Source organism: Streptomyces sp. NPDC047917 (genome assembly GCF_043204345.1).
GTDB classification, from domain to species: domain Bacteria; phylum Actinomycetota; class Actinomycetes; order Streptomycetales; family Streptomycetaceae; genus Streptomyces; species Streptomyces sanglieri.
Map to the genome: position 1 here is coordinate 543,495 of NZ_JBIDCA010000003.1, position 16,265 is coordinate 559,759.

At 70.6% G+C, this 16,265-nt stretch carries 16 protein-coding genes; 9 read left to right on the forward strand and 7 right to left on the reverse strand.

The features are described from left to right. Positions 1-11: 11 nt before the first annotated feature. On the reverse strand, positions 12-854 hold the full coding sequence (locus tag ACGF8B_RS09250) for a response regulator transcription factor (RefSeq protein WP_392736237.1): 843 nt from the start codon (positions 852-854) through the stop codon (positions 12-14). 130 nt (positions 855-984) lie between these two features. Here ACGF8B_RS09250 and ACGF8B_RS09255 point away from each other — a divergent pair, with 130 nt between their 5' ends. Beyond that, positions 985-2,661: an AMP-binding protein gene (locus tag ACGF8B_RS09255; RefSeq protein ID WP_392736239.1), complete on the forward strand. Its 1,677-nt coding sequence runs from the start codon at positions 985-987 to the stop codon at positions 2,659-2,661. After that, a complete protein-coding gene (locus tag ACGF8B_RS09260) occupies positions 2,658-4,265 on the forward strand; it encodes an AMP-binding protein (RefSeq protein WP_392736241.1) in 1,608 nt (535 codons plus the stop codon). Before ACGF8B_RS09255 ends, ACGF8B_RS09260 begins: the two co-directional genes overlap by 4 nt. A 22-nt stretch (positions 4,266-4,287) precedes the next feature. On the opposite strand, the gene ACGF8B_RS09265 is transcribed toward ACGF8B_RS09260, so the two are convergent. The 3 genes from ACGF8B_RS09265 to ACGF8B_RS09275 form a co-directional block, all read right to left on the reverse strand. Then, the gene (locus ACGF8B_RS09265; RefSeq protein WP_124721328.1) at positions 4,288-4,506 is read right to left on the reverse strand and encodes a hypothetical protein; all 219 of its coding nucleotides are present in this window, start codon (positions 4,504-4,506) and stop codon (positions 4,288-4,290) included. A gap of 77 nt (positions 4,507-4,583) precedes the next feature. Next, positions 4,584-5,138, reverse strand: a complete 555-nt coding sequence (locus tag ACGF8B_RS09270) for a GNAT family N-acetyltransferase (RefSeq protein WP_392736243.1) — start codon at positions 5,136-5,138, stop codon at positions 4,584-4,586. A gap of 17 nt (positions 5,139-5,155) precedes the next feature. Beyond that, positions 5,156-5,866 (reverse strand): hypothetical protein, encoded by a 711-nt coding sequence (locus ACGF8B_RS09275; protein WP_392736489.1) that lies wholly within the window; start codon positions 5,864-5,866, stop codon positions 5,156-5,158. 370 nt (positions 5,867-6,236) lie between these two features. Here ACGF8B_RS09275 and gcl point away from each other — a divergent pair, with 370 nt between their 5' ends. Further along, positions 6,237-8,012: a glyoxylate carboligase gene (gene gcl / locus ACGF8B_RS09280; protein WP_392736244.1), complete on the forward strand. Its 1,776-nt coding sequence runs from the start codon at positions 6,237-6,239 to the stop codon at positions 8,010-8,012. A 417-nt stretch (positions 8,013-8,429) separates the two neighbouring features. Here the strand turns inward: gcl and ACGF8B_RS09285 are convergent, their stop codons facing one another. The 3 genes from ACGF8B_RS09285 to ACGF8B_RS09295 form a co-directional block, all read right to left on the reverse strand. After that, positions 8,430-9,887, reverse strand: a complete 1,458-nt coding sequence (locus tag ACGF8B_RS09285) for a catalase (protein ID WP_392736246.1) — start codon at positions 9,885-9,887, stop codon at positions 8,430-8,432. Between the two features lie 199 nt (positions 9,888-10,086). Then, positions 10,087-10,986 (reverse strand): 2-hydroxy-3-oxopropionate reductase, encoded by a 900-nt coding sequence (locus tag ACGF8B_RS09290; protein ID WP_392736248.1) that lies wholly within the window; start codon positions 10,984-10,986, stop codon positions 10,087-10,089. Between the two features lie 46 nt (positions 10,987-11,032). Further along, complete coding sequence (locus tag ACGF8B_RS09295) at positions 11,033-11,872, reverse strand: TIM barrel protein (RefSeq protein ID WP_392736250.1); 840 nt, start codon at positions 11,870-11,872, stop codon at positions 11,033-11,035. A 237-nt stretch (positions 11,873-12,109) separates the two neighbouring features. On the opposite strand from ACGF8B_RS09295, the gene ACGF8B_RS09300 reads away from it, so the two are divergent. The 6 genes from ACGF8B_RS09300 to pucL all read left to right on the forward strand — a co-directional run bounded on the left by ACGF8B_RS09300 (position 12,110) and on the right by pucL (position 16,236). Next, the gene (locus ACGF8B_RS09300) at positions 12,110-13,342 is read left to right on the forward strand and encodes a lactonase family protein (protein WP_392736252.1); all 1,233 of its coding nucleotides are present in this window, start codon (positions 12,110-12,112) and stop codon (positions 13,340-13,342) included. Between the two features lie 57 nt (positions 13,343-13,399). Further along, a complete protein-coding gene (locus tag ACGF8B_RS09305) occupies positions 13,400-13,651 on the forward strand; it encodes a hypothetical protein (RefSeq protein WP_384754058.1) in 252 nt (83 codons plus the stop codon). Then, entirely contained in the window at positions 13,648-14,025 is a 378-nt protein-coding gene (locus ACGF8B_RS09310; RefSeq protein ID WP_259930568.1) for a helix-turn-helix domain-containing protein, read from the forward strand. Before ACGF8B_RS09305 ends, ACGF8B_RS09310 begins: the two co-directional genes overlap by 4 nt. A 350-nt stretch (positions 14,026-14,375) precedes the next feature. Next, positions 14,376-14,885 carry a 2-oxo-4-hydroxy-4-carboxy-5-ureidoimidazoline decarboxylase gene (gene uraD / locus ACGF8B_RS09315; RefSeq protein ID WP_392736254.1) on the forward strand — a complete coding sequence of 170 codons (510 nt, stop codon included), beginning with the start codon at positions 14,376-14,378 and terminating at the stop codon, positions 14,883-14,885. Positions 14,886-14,890: 5 nt separating this feature from the next. Further along, on the forward strand, positions 14,891-15,283 hold the full coding sequence (gene uraH, locus ACGF8B_RS09320) for a hydroxyisourate hydrolase (protein WP_266687775.1): 393 nt from the start codon (positions 14,891-14,893) through the stop codon (positions 15,281-15,283). 5 nt (positions 15,284-15,288) lie between these two features. Further along, on the forward strand, positions 15,289-16,236 hold the full coding sequence (gene pucL / locus ACGF8B_RS09325) for a factor-independent urate hydroxylase (protein WP_392736257.1): 948 nt from the start codon (positions 15,289-15,291) through the stop codon (positions 16,234-16,236). The last annotated feature ends 29 nt before the right edge of the window (positions 16,237-16,265 follow it).

Sequence of the window (16,265 nt, forward strand, 5' to 3'; positions counted from 1 at the left end):
ACCGGGCGGGGCTACGGCAGCAGCCCCGCGCGCCGGGCCGCCACCACCGCCTCCAGCCGGGTGTGCGCCCCCAGCTTGCGCATCGCCGAACGCAGATAGCCCTTCACCGTCTCCGGCCGCAGCCCGAGCCGCTCGGCCGCCACCCCGTTCGTCGCCCCCGCCGCCACGCAGGCCAGCACATCCAGCTCGCGGGGGGCCAGCTGGACCGCGAGGGCGCCGGGGGCGCGGGCCCCGGCCGCCGAGGCGAGGAGCCCGCACACCGTGAGCAGCTCGTCGCGCAGGGCCGGGTCGACGACCTTCGGGACCAGGGCCCGCAGCTCGCGGTGGGCCTCGCGGACGTCCTCCCACGCCTCCGGGGCGGCCCTGGGATCCGTGACCTGCTCCCGGGTCACGGACAGCAGCTGCTGCACCTCGTCCCGTACCACCAGGGCCTGCTCCACGTCGCGGGCGGCGGCGACCGCCGCGTCGAACGTGCGGTCCCCGAGCGTGATCGGCTCGCGCAGCGCCCCGTACAGCACACCGCGCACCTTGCGCCGCACCACCACGGGCACCGCCACCACCGAGCGCAGACCCTCCGCCGCGACCGCCAGGTCGTACTCGTGGCTGATGTGGCGCGAGGAGTGGTAGTCGGTCACCGCGCACGGCCGGGACAGCGCGATCGCCTTGCCGCCGAGCCCGCTTCCCGCCGAGATGACGAGCCCGCGCAGCGCGCTGGTATGCGCCCCGTTCAGCTCGGCGATCCGGGCATGACGGGCGTCGGCGAGCAGTCCGCCGAAGGCCACCGGCAGGCCACTGGTCCGGCGCAGCCGCAGCAGCGCCGTCTGCATCTCGACCGCATCGACGGATTCCGGCACGCTGACGCCTCCCTGCCCGGCTCCGGGGGCTCGGCCACCCCTCGCTGCACCCCCGTTCGGGGGTGGTGAGACCTGGGTCACTGTTTACATGATGTTAAGTGACCGGTCCGGTCCGCAATGAGGAGGGCACATGTCGGCAACCAGTGCGACGGAAACGTTCCGGGCCGCCCGGGACTTCCTGCTGGAGCACCGCGAGGACTACCACGCGGCCTACGAGGGCTTCAGCTGGCCCAGGAGCGACCACTTCAACTGGGCTCTCGACTGGTTCGACGCCATCGCCGAGAACAACGACCGCACCGCCCTGCACATCGTCGAGGAGGACGGTGGACGCACCGAGGTGTCCTTCGCCCGGATGTCCGCCCGCTCCAACCGGGCCGCGAACTGGCTGCGCGCCCAGGGCGTGCGCGCCGGGGACCGGATCCTCGTCATGCTCGGCAACCAGGTCGAGTTGTGGGAGACGGCCCTCGCCGCGATGAAGCTGCGCGCCGTCGTCATCCCCGCCACCCCGCTCCTGGGCCCGGTCGACCTGCGCGACCGGGTGGAGCGCGGCCGGGTCCGCCACGTCCTGGTCCGGGACGCCGACACCGCGAAGTTCGAGGAGGTGCCCGGCGACTACACCCGGATCGCGGTCGGCGCGGAGGTGCCCGGCTGGCTCGCGTACGCCGGCGCCGACGAGCAGCCGGAGACCTTCGGGGCGGACCGGGAGACCGACGCCGACGAGCCGCTGATGCTCTACTTCACCTCCGGCACGACCGCCAGCCCGAAGCTTGTCGAGCACACCCATGTCTCCTACCCCGTGGGCCACTTGGCGACGATGTACTGGATCGGCCTCAAGCCCGGGGACGTCCACCTCAACATCTCCTCGCCCGGCTGGGCCAAGCACGCCTGGTCGAACCTCTTCGCGCCCTGGAGCGCCGAGGCGACCGTCTTCATCTTCAACTACACCCGCTTCGACGCGGGCCGGCTGATGGCCGAGATGGACCGCTCGGGCGTCACCAGCTTCTGCGCCCCGCCCACCGTCTGGCGGATGCTGATCCAGGCCGACCTCTCCCAGCTGAAGACCCCGCCGCGCGAGGTCGTCGCGGCCGGCGAGCCGCTGAACCCGGAGGTCATCGAGACGGTGCGGCGCACCTGGGGCGTCACCATCCGCGACGGGTTCGGCCAGACCGAGACCGCCGTCCAGGTCGCCAACTCCCCGGGCCAGCTGCTGAAGGCCGGTTCGATGGGGCGGCCCAGCCCCGGCTTCAAGGTCGAGCTGCTGGACCCGGTCACGGGCGAGCCCGGCGCGGCCGAGGGCGAGATCTCCCTGGACCTGTCCGGCCGGCCGGTGGGCCTGATGACCGGCTACCACGGCGACCCGGACCGCACGGCCGAGGCCATGGCGGGCGGCTACTACCGCACCGGCGACATCGGCTCGCGCGACGCGGACGGCTACATCACCTATGTCGGCCGCGCCGACGACGTGTTCAAGGCCTCCGACTACAAGATCTCGCCGTTCGAGCTGGAGAGCGCACTGCTGGAGCACGAGGCGGTCGCCGAGGCGGCGGTCGTTCCCGCCCCCGACCCGGTCCGACTCTCCGTCCCCAAGGCGTACGTCGTGCTCGCGGAGGGCTGGGAGCCCGGCCCGGAGACCGCGAAGGCGCTGTTCGAGCACTCGCGCTCGGTCCTCGCCCCGTACAAGCGGATCCGCAAGCTGGAATTCGCCGAACTGCCCAAGACCGTCTCCGGCAAGATCCGCCGCATCGAGCTCCGCGAGCGCACCGCCAAGGGCACCGGAACCGAGTACGACGAGGGTGATCTGCGATGAGCGAGCTCTCCTACGCGCACGGCACCGGCACCACGGCGCTCCTCGGCGACACCATAGGCCGCAATCTGGACCGCGCCGTCGAGACGTTCGGCGACCGCGAGGCACTCGTGGACGTCGCGTCCGGCCGGCGCTGGACGTACACCGAATTCGGTGCCGCCGTCGACGAACTGGCCCGGGCCCTGATGGCGTCCGGGGTGGCCAAGGGGGACCGGGTCGGGATCTGGGCGGTCAACTGCCCGGAGTGGGTGCTGGTCCAGTACGCCACCGCCTGCATCGGCGCCGTCATGGTCAACATCAACCCGGCGTACCGGGCGCACGAGCTGGAGTACGTGCTGAAGCAGGCCGGGATCTCGCTCCTGGTCTCCTCGCTCTCGCACCGCACCAGCGACTACCGCGCCCTGGTCGGCCAGGTCCGCGCCGACTGTCCCGCGCTGCGCGCCGTGCACTACATCGGCGACCCGTCCTGGGACGAACTGCTGGCCACCGCCGGATCCGTGACGATGGAGCAACTCGCCGCCCGTGAGGCGGAGTTGTCCTGCGACGACCCGATCAACATCCAGTACACCTCGGGCACCACCGGCTTCCCCAAGGGCGCCACCCTCTCCCACCACAACATCCTCAACAACGGCTATTTCGTGGGTGAACTGGTCGGTTACACGGAAGCGGACCGGGTCTGCCTGCCGGTCCCCTTCTACCACTGCTTCGGCATGGTCATGGGGAACCTCGGCACCACCTCGCACGGCGCCTGCATCGTGATCCCGGCCCCCGCCTTCGAGGCCGCCGCCGTGCTCACCGCCGTACAGCAGGAGCGCTGCACCTCGCTCTACGGCGTCCCCACCATGTTCATCGCCGAGCTGAACCTGCCGGACTTCGCCTCGTACGACCTCTCCTCGCTGCGCACCGGGATCATGGCCGGATCCCCCTGCCCGGTCGAGGTGATGAAGCGGGTCGTCGCCGAGATGCACATGGACGAGGTGTCCATCTGCTACGGCATGACGGAGACCTCACCGGTCTCCACCCAGACCCGCCGCGACGACGACCTGGAGCGCCGCACCGGCACCGTCGGCCGGGTGATGCCGCACATCGAGGTCAAGGTCGTCGACCCGGTGACCGGGGTGACGGTGGAGCGCGGCACGGCCGGTGAACTGTGCACCCGTGGCTACAGCGTGATGCTCGGCTACTGGGAACAGCCCGAGCGGACCGCGGAGGCCATCGACGCCGGCCGCTGGATGCACACCGGCGACCTCGCGGTGATGCGCGAGGACGGCTACGTACAGATCGTCGGCCGGATCAAGGACATGATCATCCGCGGTGGGGAGAACGTGTATCCGCGGGAGATCGAGGAATTCCTCTACGGTCACCCGAAGATCGCGGATGTGCAGGTGGTGGGCGTACCGGACGACACCTACGGCGAGGAGATCCTGGCCTGCGTGATCCCGAGGAGCCCGGCGGATCCGCCGACCCTGGACGAGGTGACGGACTACTGCCGTGAGCAACTGGCGCACTACAAGGTCCCGCGGCGGCTGCGGATCCTGGAGGACTTCCCGATGACGGTGAGCGGGAAGGTCCGGAAGATCGAACTGCGGGAGGGCTACGGGCAGTAGGGACGGAGCGCCCCGGGCGCGGTCAGGCGGCCTCGATGATGTCGCCGGTGCCGCCCCGGGTCGCGGCCGCCCACTCGATCAGCAGCACCTCGTAGGCGGCGGACTCCACGGAGGACCAGTCCTGCCCGGCGCGCGCGTCCACGAATGCCCGTATCGCCTCGTTCGCCCGGGCGGCGGACGGGGGCGCCGGCCGGGTCGTGCGCGGCCGGTCGTCAGGTGTGTTCCGTGGAGTTAAAGCCATGCGCACCACTTTAAGCCCCGCCACTGACAGCGGGCCGAACATTTGTGGCCCCCTGGCCCGAACGTGACCGATTGCACTCACTGTTGCCGGTCGGTTCCGGTGAGCTGCCGGAGGTGTCCGGAGTACGGGATCTCGCGCCGCATGCAGACCCGTGGCCAGTGATCCAGGCCGTGTTCGGCCTCCTGCGCCCTGATCTTCCGCAGCCCGTCGGTGAGTTCGCCGTCGTCAAGGGCGCGGAAGCCGAGGCGGGCGTAGTACGGCGCGTTCCAGGGGACGTGGGAGAAGGTCGTGAGCGTGAGCGCGCCCAGACCGCGCTCGCCCGCCCACCCGGCGAGACGGTCGATGAGCGCGCTGCCCAGGCCGCGCCGTGCGGCGGACGGGTGCACGGAGACCTGCTCGATGTGGGCCGCCCCGTCGACCGGGTCGGCGATCAGATAGCCGACCGGGCGGTCGTCCGGGTCCGTGGCCACCCAGGCGCGGCCGGCCCTGCGGTAGTCGTCCAGCAGCCCGAGGGCCGGAGGGTCGTCGTCCGCGATGGCGGTCATGCCGAGGGTGCGGAACGGTTCGCCGGCGGCACGTTCGATGTCCTGGAGCAGCGGGAGGTCGGTGCTGCGGGCGGTACGGATGCGCATGCCGCCAGTATGGCGTCTCAGGCCCCGGTGCTGAGCAGCTCGTCGGCCGGGCTGTTGACCGGTTGCGGGGTTCCCGCCGGGTCCATCACGAAGAGCGGCATGCCCAGGCTCTCGGCGCGCGCCGAGGCGTCCGCCGCGTACCCCGGGACGGAGAAGAAGACGCAGGCGAGCGACGCGCTGAGCGCGTTCAGCCAGAGGCACTCGACATCGCGCAGGCCGGTCGGGCGGGCGACCGTGTCGACCTGGGCGATCAGCCCGGTGGCCCGCAGGTCGATCCGTGCGGGGGAGGTCTTCGGGGACCGCACCACGTCGCGGTAGCCCAGCCACCTCAGATACCGGGCCGCGGTCGCCAGGGCGTCGTCCGCGCCGTGGATGGCGACGGCACGGAACGCGGGCCGGGGCGCCGGGGCGGTGCGTGGCAGCGGGATGTGCGAGGGGCCGGCCGGCCCGGGCTCGTCGTCCGGCGCCGTCACCGGCCGGACCGGCACGCGCAGCACCGTCCCGCACGGGCAGCACAGCTCCGGCTGCGGCCATTGGTCCCGGCGCCCGCAGGAGGGACAGCGCACCGTCACCCAGTCGTCGTTCCAGGTGCGGTGGGTGATGGGCACGGCCGGGGCACCGGGGAGCAGGGGCGGGGCGGTCGGCGCGCCGCACGGGCAGGGGTAGGCCGGCGGGCTGTACGTGTGGTCGCGGCGGCAGGCCGGGCAACGTACCGGCACCGACTCCACCATGTTCTCCCTCCGGCCCCGGGTGCGCCCCGGCGTTCTCTGCCGACGGTCGCTCTCCAGGCGCACCGAAACACATGCGCACCGAAACACGTGCGCACCGAAACACGTACGCACCGGCCGTGACGGGCCGGCTCCGCTCCGGACTCCATCGTCCACCAAGAGCGACGTCCTGGGGAGGGACTTGGCGTACTTCGCGGGGGGACGCGCACATCGGCGGCCGGGTGCGGCCTCTCTTGACGGCCGCCGGAGCGCGCTTTAGATTGACTTTCGTATAGCAGAATCAAGTTTCCGTAATGCGGAATTGGCGCTCTCAGGTGGCGCGACAGAGCCCGACTCCACCAGGTCCGAGCAGGAGCACTCAATGCCTCGAATGACCGCTGCCCGAGCGGCAGTTGAGATCCTCAAGCGCGAAGGCGTCAGCAACGCGTTCGGTGTGCCGGGCGCGGCGATCAACCCCTTCTACGCGGCCCTCAAGGCCTCCGGCGGGGTCCATCACACGCTGGCCCGCCACGTCGAGGGCGCCTCCCACATGGCGGAGGGATACACCCGGGCGCGCCCGGGCAACATCGGCGTCTGCATCGGCACGTCGGGACCGGCCGGTACGGACATGATCACCGGCCTGTACTCCGCGATCGCCGACTCGATCCCGATCCTCTGCATCACCGGCCAGGCCCCGACCGCGGTGCTCCACAAGGAGGACTTCCAGGCGGTCGACATCGCCTCGATCGCGGCGCCCGTCACCAAGGCCGCCACCACTGTCCTGGAAGCCGCCCAGGTCCCCGGCGTCTTCCAGCGTGCCTTCCACCTGATGCGCACCGGCCGCCCCGGCCCGGTCCTCATCGACCTGCCGATCGACGTGCAGCTCACCGAGATCGAGTTCGACCCCGATCTGTACGAGCCGCTGCCGGTGCACAAGCCCGCGGCGACCCGCAAGCAGATCGAGCGCGCGATCGAGATGCTGAACGCCTCCGAGCGTCCGCTGATCGTCGCGGGCGGCGGCATCATCAACGCCGACGCGGCGGAACTCCTCGTCGAGTTCGCCGAGCTGACCGGCGTCCCGGTCGTCCCGACCCTGATGGGCTGGGGCATCGTCCCCGACGACCACGAGCTGAACGCCGGCATGGTCGGCCTCCAGACCTCGCACCGCTACGGCAACGCGAACTTCCTGGAGTCCGACTTCGTCCTCGGCATCGGCAACCGCTGGGCCAACCGCCACACCGGCAGGCTGGACGTCTACACCGAGGGGCGGAAGTTCGTCCACGTCGACATCGAGCCCACCCAGCTCGGCAAGATCTTCGCCCCCGACCTCGGCATCGCCTCCGACGCCGGGGCGGCGCTGGAGCTGTTCGTCGAGGTGGCGCGCGAACTGAAGGCGGCCGGAAAGCTCAAGGACCGCTCGCGGTGGGCCGCCTCCACCCAGGAGCGCAGGGCCACCCTCCAGCGCCGCACGCACTTCGACAACGTGCCCCTGAAGCCCCAGCGGGTGTACGAGGAGATGAACCGGGCGTTCGGCCCCGAGACCCGCTACGTCACCACCATCGGCCTCTCCCAGATCGCCGGCGCGCAGATGCTGCACGTCTACCGGCCGCGCCACTGGATCAACTGCGGCCAGGCGGGGCCGCTCGGCTGGACCATCCCGGCCGCGCTGGGCGTCGCCACGGCCGACCCGGGCGGCTCCGTCGTCGCGCTCTCCGGCGACTACGACTTCCAGTTCATGCTGGAGGAGCTGGCCGTCGGCGCACAGCACCGCATCCCGTACGTCCACGTCCTGGTGAACAACTCCTACCTGGGGCTGATCCGCCAGGCGCAGCGCAACTTCGACATCGACTTCCAGGTCAACCTGGAGTTCGAGAACCTCAACTCGCCGGAGCTCGGCGTCTACGGCGTCGACCACGTCAAGGTCGTCGAGGGCCTGGGCTGCAAGGCCATCCGGGTCACCGAGCCGGACGCCCTCCTCCCGGCCTTCGAGGAGGCCAAGAAGCTGGCGGCGGAGTTCCGGGTGCCGGTGGTCGTCGAGGCGATCCTGGAGCGCGTGACGAACATCGCGATGAGCGGTACGGACATCGCCTCGGTCAACGAGTTCGAAGACGTGGCCACGGACCCGGGCCACGCGCCGACGGCAATCCGGCCGCTCGCCGCGTCCTGACGACCCGCCGGCGGCCCGTGGCCCCCGCCCCGACTCCGGGGGCGGGGGCCACAGCCGTTCCCCGGTACACGGTGACGCCGGTACACGGTGACGCCGCGACGCGGGGGCCGGGGAACGGTGCACCGCCTGCGCGCACACATGAAGAAGGGCGCGGAGTACGGGACCGTATCCGTACTCCGCGCCCTTGCGCGGGAAACACAACAAACAGCACAACGCAAACAACACGACACAACGGAACAGGGGTCGCGGCGGCGGCGATCGGGCCGGGAGGGTTCGTCCTCTTCAGGTCAGAGGACGAGGAGGCACCCGGCCCTCACCACCGCACTGGCATCGCACAACCGCCGCGACCTCGTCCTGCCCACGCCGCGCGGCACCCCTCATCCGGGTGCGCGGCACGAGCAGGGCCCGGTGGGAGGCTCAGTCCTCGCGCAGCGCGCGGACCGCCTCCTCCACGCGCCTGCCGTACTCGGCGTCGGCGGCGTGGAAGTGGGCGAGGTTCTTCTCGATCACGTCGTCGCGGGTGACCTGGGACAGGCCTCCGGCGATGTTCGCGACCAGACGGCCCTTCTCGTCCTCGGACATGAGCCGGTACAGCTCACCCGCCTGGAAGAAGTCGTCGTCCTTGGTGTGGGCGGGCGCCGCGTGGGTGCCGGTCCAGCCGTGGATCGCGAGCGGGGCGGAGAGCGCCGCGCCGGTCTGCGCCGGGCCCGCGTACGAGTTGGGCTCGTAGTTCTTGTCGTGGCGGGCGCCGTTGCGGGTGGCGTGCAGCCCGTCGCGGCCGTAGTTGTCGACGACGGCGGTGCGCGGCGCGTTCACCGGGAGCTGGGTGTGGTTGACGCCCAGCCGGTAGCGGTGCGCGTCCGCGTAGGCGAACAGTCGGCCCTGGAGCATCTTGTCCGGCGAGGGGCCGATGCCGGGCACGAAGTTGTTCGGCGAGAACGCGGCCTGCTCGACCTCGGCGAAGACATTGTCCGGGTTGCGGTCCAGGACCAGGCGGCCGACCCGCTGGAGCGGATGGTCGCTGTGCGGCCACACCTTGGTGAGGTCGAACGGGTTGAAGCGGTAGTCCGCGGCCTCGGCGGCCGGCATGACCTGCACGTACAGCGTCCAGGACGGGTTCATCCCGCGCTCGATGGACTGGAGCAGGTCCGTCTGGTGCGAACTGCCGTCCTTGCCCGCGAGTTCGGCGGCCTGCTCGCTGGAGAGGGACCGCACGCCCTGGTTCGTCTTGAAGTGGTATTTGACGAAGAAGGCCTCGCCCTCGGCGTTCGTCCACTGGTAGGTGTGCGAGCCGTAGCCGTTCATGTGACGGTACGAGGCGGGGATGCCGCGGTCGCCCATCAGCCAGGTGACCTGGTGCGTGGCCTCGGGCGCGTGGGCCCAGAAGTCCCAGACGTTGTCCGGCTCCTGACGGCCGGTGAACGGGTCGCGCTTCTGCGAGTGGATGAAGTCGGGGAACTTGATCGGGTCCTTGATGAAGAACACCGGGGTGTTGTTGCCGACCAGGTCGTAATTTCCCTCGTCCGTATAGAACTTGAGGGCGAAGCCGCGCGGGTCGCGCACCGCGTCCGCGCCGCCCAGCGAGTCGGCGACGGTGGAGAAGCGGATGAACGTCTCGGTGCGCTTGCCGATGGCGGAGAGGAAGTCGGCGCGGGTGAAGCCGGTGACGTCGTCGGTCACCTCGAAGTAGCCGTACGCGCCGGAGCCGCGGGCGTGGACCACGCGCTCCGGGATGCGCTCCCGGTTGAAGCGGGCCAGCTTCTCCAGCAGGTGGCCGTCCTGAAGGAGGATCGGGCCACCGACACCGGCGGTGGCGGAGTTCTGGTTGTCGGCGACCGGGGCGCCTGACTCGGTCGTAAGCACACGCTGCGTCATGGTGTCGGGGCGACCTTCCGTACGGGAGCTGCTGAACTGAGACGGCTCGGGGCTCCAGGAGCGTAAGTACGCCCCGAACCCGACGTCAACAGTTTGTTGAATTTGCTGGCTGGTGTTCCGGACGGCGCCGACGCCTGGGCGCGACAGGACAGGTGTCGGCGCCGACGCCGTCCGGAAGTCTCTGGGGTTGCCGGTCCGGTCAGCCCTGGACGGGCTGCCCCGACAGGCGCTCGACCGAGCGCAGCAGGGCCGAGTGGTCCAGGCCGCCGTCGCCTTGCGCGCGCAGTGAGGCGACGAGCTGGGCGACCACACCGCCGACGGGCAGTGCGGCACCGACATTGCGGGCGGCGTCCGTGACGATGCCCATGTCCTTGTGGTGCAGGTCGATCCGGAAGCCCGGGGCGAAGTCCCGGTTGAGGAAGTTGTCCTTCTTGCGGGTCAGCACGGTCGAACCGGCCAGGCCGCCGTTCAGGACGTCCAGCGCGGCGGCGAGGTCGACCCCGGACTTCTCCAGGAAGACCACGGCCTCGGCGCACGCCTGGATGTTCACCGCGACGATCAGCTGGTTGGCGGCCTTCACCGTCTGGCCGGAGCCGTGCGGACCGCACAGCACGATGGTCTTGCCCAGCGCTTCGAGCAGCGGCTTCGCCGCGTCGAAGTCGGCCTGCTCGCCGCCCGCCATGATGGACAGCACGGCCTCGACGGCGCCGGCCTCACCGCCGGAGACGGGGGCGTCCAGAACCCGGATGCCCTTCTCGGCGGCGTTCTTCGCGAGGTCCACGGAAGTCTGCGGGGTGATCGAGGACATGTCGATCAGCAGCGCGCCGCGCCTCGCGTTCTCCAGGATGCCGTCGGGGCCGTACGCGACCGCCTCGACCTGCGGCGACGCGGGCACCATCGTGATGACCACGTCCGCGTCCTCGACGGCCTCGGCGATCGAGGAGGCGCCGGTGCCGCCGGCCGCGACCAGCCGGTCGATCTTCGCCTGCTCCAGGGTGTGACCGGTGACGTCGTACCCGGCCTTGATCAGGTTCTCGGACATGGGGGAGCCCATGATGCCGAGCCCGATCCACGCAACCTTGGGGAGGTTGTTGCTCATGAGGGTGCCTTCCGATAAGCGTGTGTACGAGGGGAGTCCGCCGCCCTCAGCGGGCGGCCCGCGCGGTGGCCGGGAGCCAGTCGAAGGAGTCGGCGCTCGGGCGGTCGCCGGGCTTGTACTCCAGGCCGACCCAGCCGTCGTAACCGGCCTTCGTCAGCTCGTCCAGGAGCTGTTCCAGCGGGAGCGAGCCGGTGCCGGGCGCGCCGCGCCCCGGGTTGTCGGCGATCTGGACGTGGCCGGTCTTCGCGGCGTACGCGGTGATGACCCGGCTGAGGTCCTCGCCGTTCATCGACAGGTGGTACAGGTCCAGCAGGAACTTCGCGTTGCCGAGGCCGGTCGCCGCGTTGACCCGGTCGACGACCTCGATCCCGGCCGGTGCGCTCACCAGGGGGTAGCGCGGAGACTCCGGCTCGTTGAGGGTCTCGATCAGGAGTACCGCCCCGATCCGGTCGGCCGCACGGGCGGCGACCACCAGGTTCTCCAGGGCGAGTTCGTCCTGCACCGCCGGGTCCACGCCGTCGACCCGGTTGCCGTAGAGCGCGTTGAGCGCCTTGCAGCCGACCGAGGCGGCGAAGCCTGCCGCCACGTCGATATTGGCGCGGAAGCGGTCCGACTCCGTGCCGGGCACGGAGAGCGCGCCGCGGTCGGGGCCGGGGAGCTGTCCGGCGTAGAAGTTCAGGCCCACCAGCTGGGTGCCGGCGTCGTCGAGCGCCTTCTTGAGGGCGTCGAGCTCGGCCTGCGGAGGGGTGGGGGTCTCGATCCAGGGCCACCACAGCTCGACCGCCGTGAAGCCGGCCGCGGCGGCGGCCGCGGGACGCTCCAGGAGCGGGAGTTCCGTGAAGAGGATCGAAAGGTTCACATCGAAGCGCTGGTCCGGGTAGCCCATGAGGGTTCGGCGCTCCTTCCGTATTGCGGAAGTTAGTTTCTACGTAACGGAAGATTGCCTCGGAGCTGCGGAGGCTGTCAAGGGGGTGCCCGGAATTCGGGCCGAGGTCTTTCGGCAGGTGCTTCATGCGGGTTGCGCAAGGTGGGCCCCCAATTGCGCCGGTTGCCGAGGGGGCCCGGGGCGCGCCAGGGTTGCCGGTGCGACCGATGCAGCCGACCCCCACACGAGGTGCCTCGCATGAACCACGCCACCAGCCGGCGCGCCGTCCTCGGAGCGCTCCTCGCCGGCGCGGCCCTGTCGGCGGCTCCCGCGCCGCCCCGCTCCCCGCTTCCCGCGCCGGACCCCGCCGCCGAAGCCGGTCCGCGCGCCGCTCCGCGCCTGCTGATCGGCACCTACACCTCCGCCGAGGGCGGCGGCACCGGAATCGGGACGGCCGGCTACGACGCCACCACCGGGGCGATCACCGCGGGACCGGTGATCGCGGGTGTCGCCGACCCCTCGTACCTGGCCATGCACCCCGCGGGCGGCACCGTCTACGCGGTCGACGAACAGGAACAGGGCGGTGTGACGGCCGTGGCCCTGTCGCCGGACGGCGGGTACCGGGTGCTGGGCACCCGCGCCACGGGCGGGGCCGGGCCCACCCATCTGTCCGTCCACCCCACGGGAAAGTGGCTGCTCAGCGCGAACTACACCGCGGGCAGCGTCGCGGTGCACCCCATCGGGGAGGACGGATCGCTGGGGGAGCGTACCGACCTGGTCGCCCACGACAGCCCGCCGCCCGGCCCCGGCCAGGACGGGCCGCACGCCCACCAGATCATCACCACCCCCGACGGCGGCCACGTCCTCGCCGTCGACCTCGGCAACGACGCCGTGTACACGTACCGGCTCGACGAGCGGCGCGGCACCCTGGGCCAGGTCTCCTACGCGGCCCTGCGTCCCGGCGCCGGACCCCGGCACCTCACGTTCCACCCCGGCGGCCGCCACGCCTACCTGGCCTGCGAGGTCGACAACACCGCCGTCGTCTGCGGCTACGACCCGGCCACCGGCACCCTCTCGCCGGGCACCCCGCAGCCCACCGGGACCGGGCCGGGCACCAGCTACCCCGCGCAGTTCCTGGTCACCGGCGACGGCCGGTTCGCCTACCTCGCCAACCGGGGACACAACAGCCTCACCCGCTACGCCGTGGAGGACGACGGGGCCGCGCTCCGGCTGCTCGGCACCGTGCCCGTCGGCGGCGACTTCCCCCGGCAGATCGCCTTCTCGCCCGACGGGAAACTGCTCTTCGCGGCCAACCAGAGGTCCAGCACGGTGACGGTCTTCCGGGTCGGCACCGGCGACGGCGGTCTGACCCGCACGGGCGCGGCCTTCGCCGCCCCGGTCGCCGTCTGCGTACTGCCGTACGCGGGCGTGCGCCCGGCCGGTCACCGAGCGCGGATCGATCTCCGCACGGCCCCGGCGCGGGTCCGTTAGGGTCGGGCGCGAGCCGCGGGCTTCACAGCGACGCGGCGAACGCATGAGGGAGGCACAGTGCGCTTGAGAGTGGAGTTCACCACCGAGCCCTTCGATCTCGACGAGGCGCCCGCCCACGCGGTCGTGGCCCGCGAGGTCATCCAGTCGGCCGACCTGGACGCCGTGGACGTCGGCCCCTTCGGCAACACGGCGGAGGGCGGCGCGGACGAAGTGCTCACCGCGGTGGACTCGCTGCTGCGCCGCGCCCTGGCATCGGGTGCCACCCGGGTGTCCCTCCAGGTGAACGTGGTCGGGGAGGGCTCCCAGTGACCGAACCGGCCGACCACCCGCTCGTCACCGCGGTCAAACCGCTCGTCGACGCCATGGGTGCCGAGCTGCTCGGACCCGAGCAGGCCGAGCCCGACGACGTCGTACTGGCCTGGGAGGGCGAGGACGTCATAGCCGTCCGGCTGCCCCAGCTCTCGGAGTCGCTCGATCACATCCTGGCCGCCATGGAACGCCGGCACGGCATGCCGCTCGCCGAGCTGGACCGCCGCACCAAGCAGTCGGTGGTGCGGACCCTGGAGGCACGTGGTGCCTTCTCCGTGCGGCACGGCGTGGAGACGGTGGCAGGCGCGCTGGGGGTCAGCCGCTTCACCGTCTACAACTACCTGAACAGGGAAAATGCCGCCAAAGGCGAGTAGTTGAGGCGCTGGGGTCTTTCGTTTGGATCAGGCCGGATCAGTGAGCGGGGTCCGGTGCCGTGCATCGCAAGGCGGAGGAGGGCGACATGGCGGAGCCATGGCAACCGACGACAACGCGGCGAGGCGCGGCACCGGGGCACGCGAGCCCGGCATGTTCCAAACGAGGCCCCAGGGGAGCGAAGGCCGTGCCAGGTCGTGGAGAGCCGTCGTCCGGAGTACCGGGCGACGGCTTTTTACATTCGCGTAATTTCAACAAAGTGTTGACGTGGTGTTGTGGAGGGCGTTAGCTATCCGCAGCCCGACCGACGCGAAGCGGAAAACGCACAGCGAAAACAGCCACGGAGGCTCCCGTGACTTCGAGCTCCACGCCGGGCCTCGCCCGGTTCAACACCCTGGCGGACGACGAGGCCACCACCGCATTGCACGAGGTGTGCGCCTGCGCGGCATGGGGAAGAGAGATCCTCTCCCGACGCCCGTACGCCACCGCCGAAGCCCTCCTGAGTGCCAGTGACGCCATCACGGCCGCACTGACCACCGAGGAGCTGGCCGACGCGATGGCCGGTCACCCGCCGATAGGCCGCCCGAAGCCCGGAGACCCGGCCTCCTCCCGCGAACAGCGCGGGATGGCCGGCGCCACCGAGGAACTCAAGGCCGAGATGCTCGAACTGAACCTGGCCTACCAGGAGCGGTTCGGACATGTCTTCCTGATCTGTGCCACCGGAGCCACCGGTGAGCAGATGCGCGACGCGGTGAAGTCCCGGATCGGGAACTCGCCCGAGCAGGAGCGCGGGATCGTGCGCACCGAGCTTGGCAGGATCAACCGCATCCGGCTGACCCGTCTCGTAACCGAAGGAGAGTGACGGTCTTGAGCACCGACACCACCGCATCGGTGTCCACCCACATCCTGGACACCAGCATCGGCCGCCCCGCCGCGGCCGTCGCCGTCACGCTCGCCGCCCGCAGCGGCAGCGGCGCGCCCTGGGCGACGCTCGGCGGGTCCGCGACCGACGCGGACGGGCGATGCAAGGACCTGCCGGCGCTGCCGGAGGGCACCACCCACGTACGTCTCGACTTCGAGACCGAGGCGTACTTCGCAGCCAAGAAGCAAGCCGAGGCGCAGCAGGACGCCCCCCGCGTAAGGGACAGCGGTGCCTTCTTCCCGGAAGTGGCGATCACCTTCGCCGTCGTACCGGGCGAGCACTACCACGTACCGCTGCTGCTCAACCCGTTCGGCTACTCCGTTTACCGAGGGAGCTAGCAGACATGCCCACGATTCTCGGCCAGAACCAGTACGGCAAAGCAGAGAACCGCGTCGTCAAGATCACCAGGGACGGCGACACCCACCACATCAAGGACCTGAACGTCTCCGTCGCCCTCTCCGGCGACCTGGAAGACGTCCACTACAACGGTTCGAACGCCAACTGCCTTCCGACGGACACCACGAAGAACACCTGCTTCGCGTTCGCCAAGGAACACGGCATCGAGTCGGCCGAGCAGTACGGCATCCACCTCGCCCGGCACTTCGTGGACAGCCAGCCCTCGATCCACCGCGCCCGCATCCGTATCGAGGAGTACGCCTGGGAGCGCATCGCGGGCTCCGACGGCAACTCCAGGTTCATCGGCGCCGACGAGGTCAAGCACTCCTTCGTACGCAAGGGTCAGGAGACCCGCCTCGCGCAGATCACCTACTCCGCCGGAGACGACGGGGAGGCGAAGTTCGAAGTCCTGTCCGGGCTCAAGGACCTGACCGTGATGAACTCCACGAACTCCGAGTTCTGGGGCTACGTCAAGGACAAGTACACGACGCTCCAGGAGGACTACGACCGCATCCTCGCCACGTCCCTGTCGACGTGGTGGCGGCACAACTGGACCTCTGACGAGCAGCGCATGCCGCAGTGGGAGAAGTCCTACGAACAGGCCAGGAAGCACATCCTCCAGGCGTTCGTGGAGACGTACTCGCTCTCGCTCCAGCAGACGCTGTACCAGATGGGTTCGCGGGTCATCAACAGCCGCAGCGAGATCGACGAGATCCGCTTCTCCGCCCCCAACAAGCACCACTTCCGGCAGGACCTCTCCGCCTTCGGGCTGGAGAACGAAGCCAAGGACGGCGCCGTGTACTACGCAGCCGACCGCCCCTACGGCCTGATCGAGGCCACCATCCTGCGCGACGGCTGCGAGCCGCACATCCCGGTCGACATGACCAACCTCTGACGCGGGGCGCGCGTCCCCGTCGCCCGCAG

Bases quoted from the DNA above. Each gene is read 5' to 3' on its own strand.
- ACGF8B_RS09255 (WP_392736239.1), top strand. From the start codon at position 985: ATGTCGGCAACCAGTGCGACGGAAACGTTCCGGGCCGCCCGGGACTTC.
- ACGF8B_RS09260 (WP_392736241.1), top strand. From the start codon at position 2,658: ATGAGCGAGCTCTCCTACGCGCACGGCACCGGCACCACGGCGCTCCTC.
- ACGF8B_RS09265 (WP_124721328.1), bottom strand. From the start codon at position 4,506: ATGGCTTTAACTCCACGGAACACACCTGACGACCGGCCGCGCACGACC.
- ACGF8B_RS09270 (WP_392736243.1), bottom strand. From the start codon at position 5,138: ATGCGCATCCGTACCGCCCGCAGCACCGACCTCCCGCTGCTCCAGGAC.
- gcl (WP_392736244.1), top strand. From the start codon at position 6,237: ATGACCGCTGCCCGAGCGGCAGTTGAGATCCTCAAGCGCGAAGGCGTC.
- ACGF8B_RS09285 (WP_392736246.1), bottom strand. From the start codon at position 9,887: ATGACGCAGCGTGTGCTTACGACCGAGTCAGGCGCCCCGGTCGCCGAC.
- ACGF8B_RS09290 (WP_392736248.1), bottom strand. From the start codon at position 10,986: ATGAGCAACAACCTCCCCAAGGTTGCGTGGATCGGGCTCGGCATCATG.
- ACGF8B_RS09295 (WP_392736250.1), bottom strand. From the start codon at position 11,872: ATGGGCTACCCGGACCAGCGCTTCGATGTGAACCTTTCGATCCTCTTC.
- ACGF8B_RS09300 (WP_392736252.1), top strand. From the start codon at position 12,110: ATGAACCACGCCACCAGCCGGCGCGCCGTCCTCGGAGCGCTCCTCGCC.
- pucL (WP_392736257.1), top strand. From the start codon at position 15,289: ATGCCCACGATTCTCGGCCAGAACCAGTACGGCAAAGCAGAGAACCGC.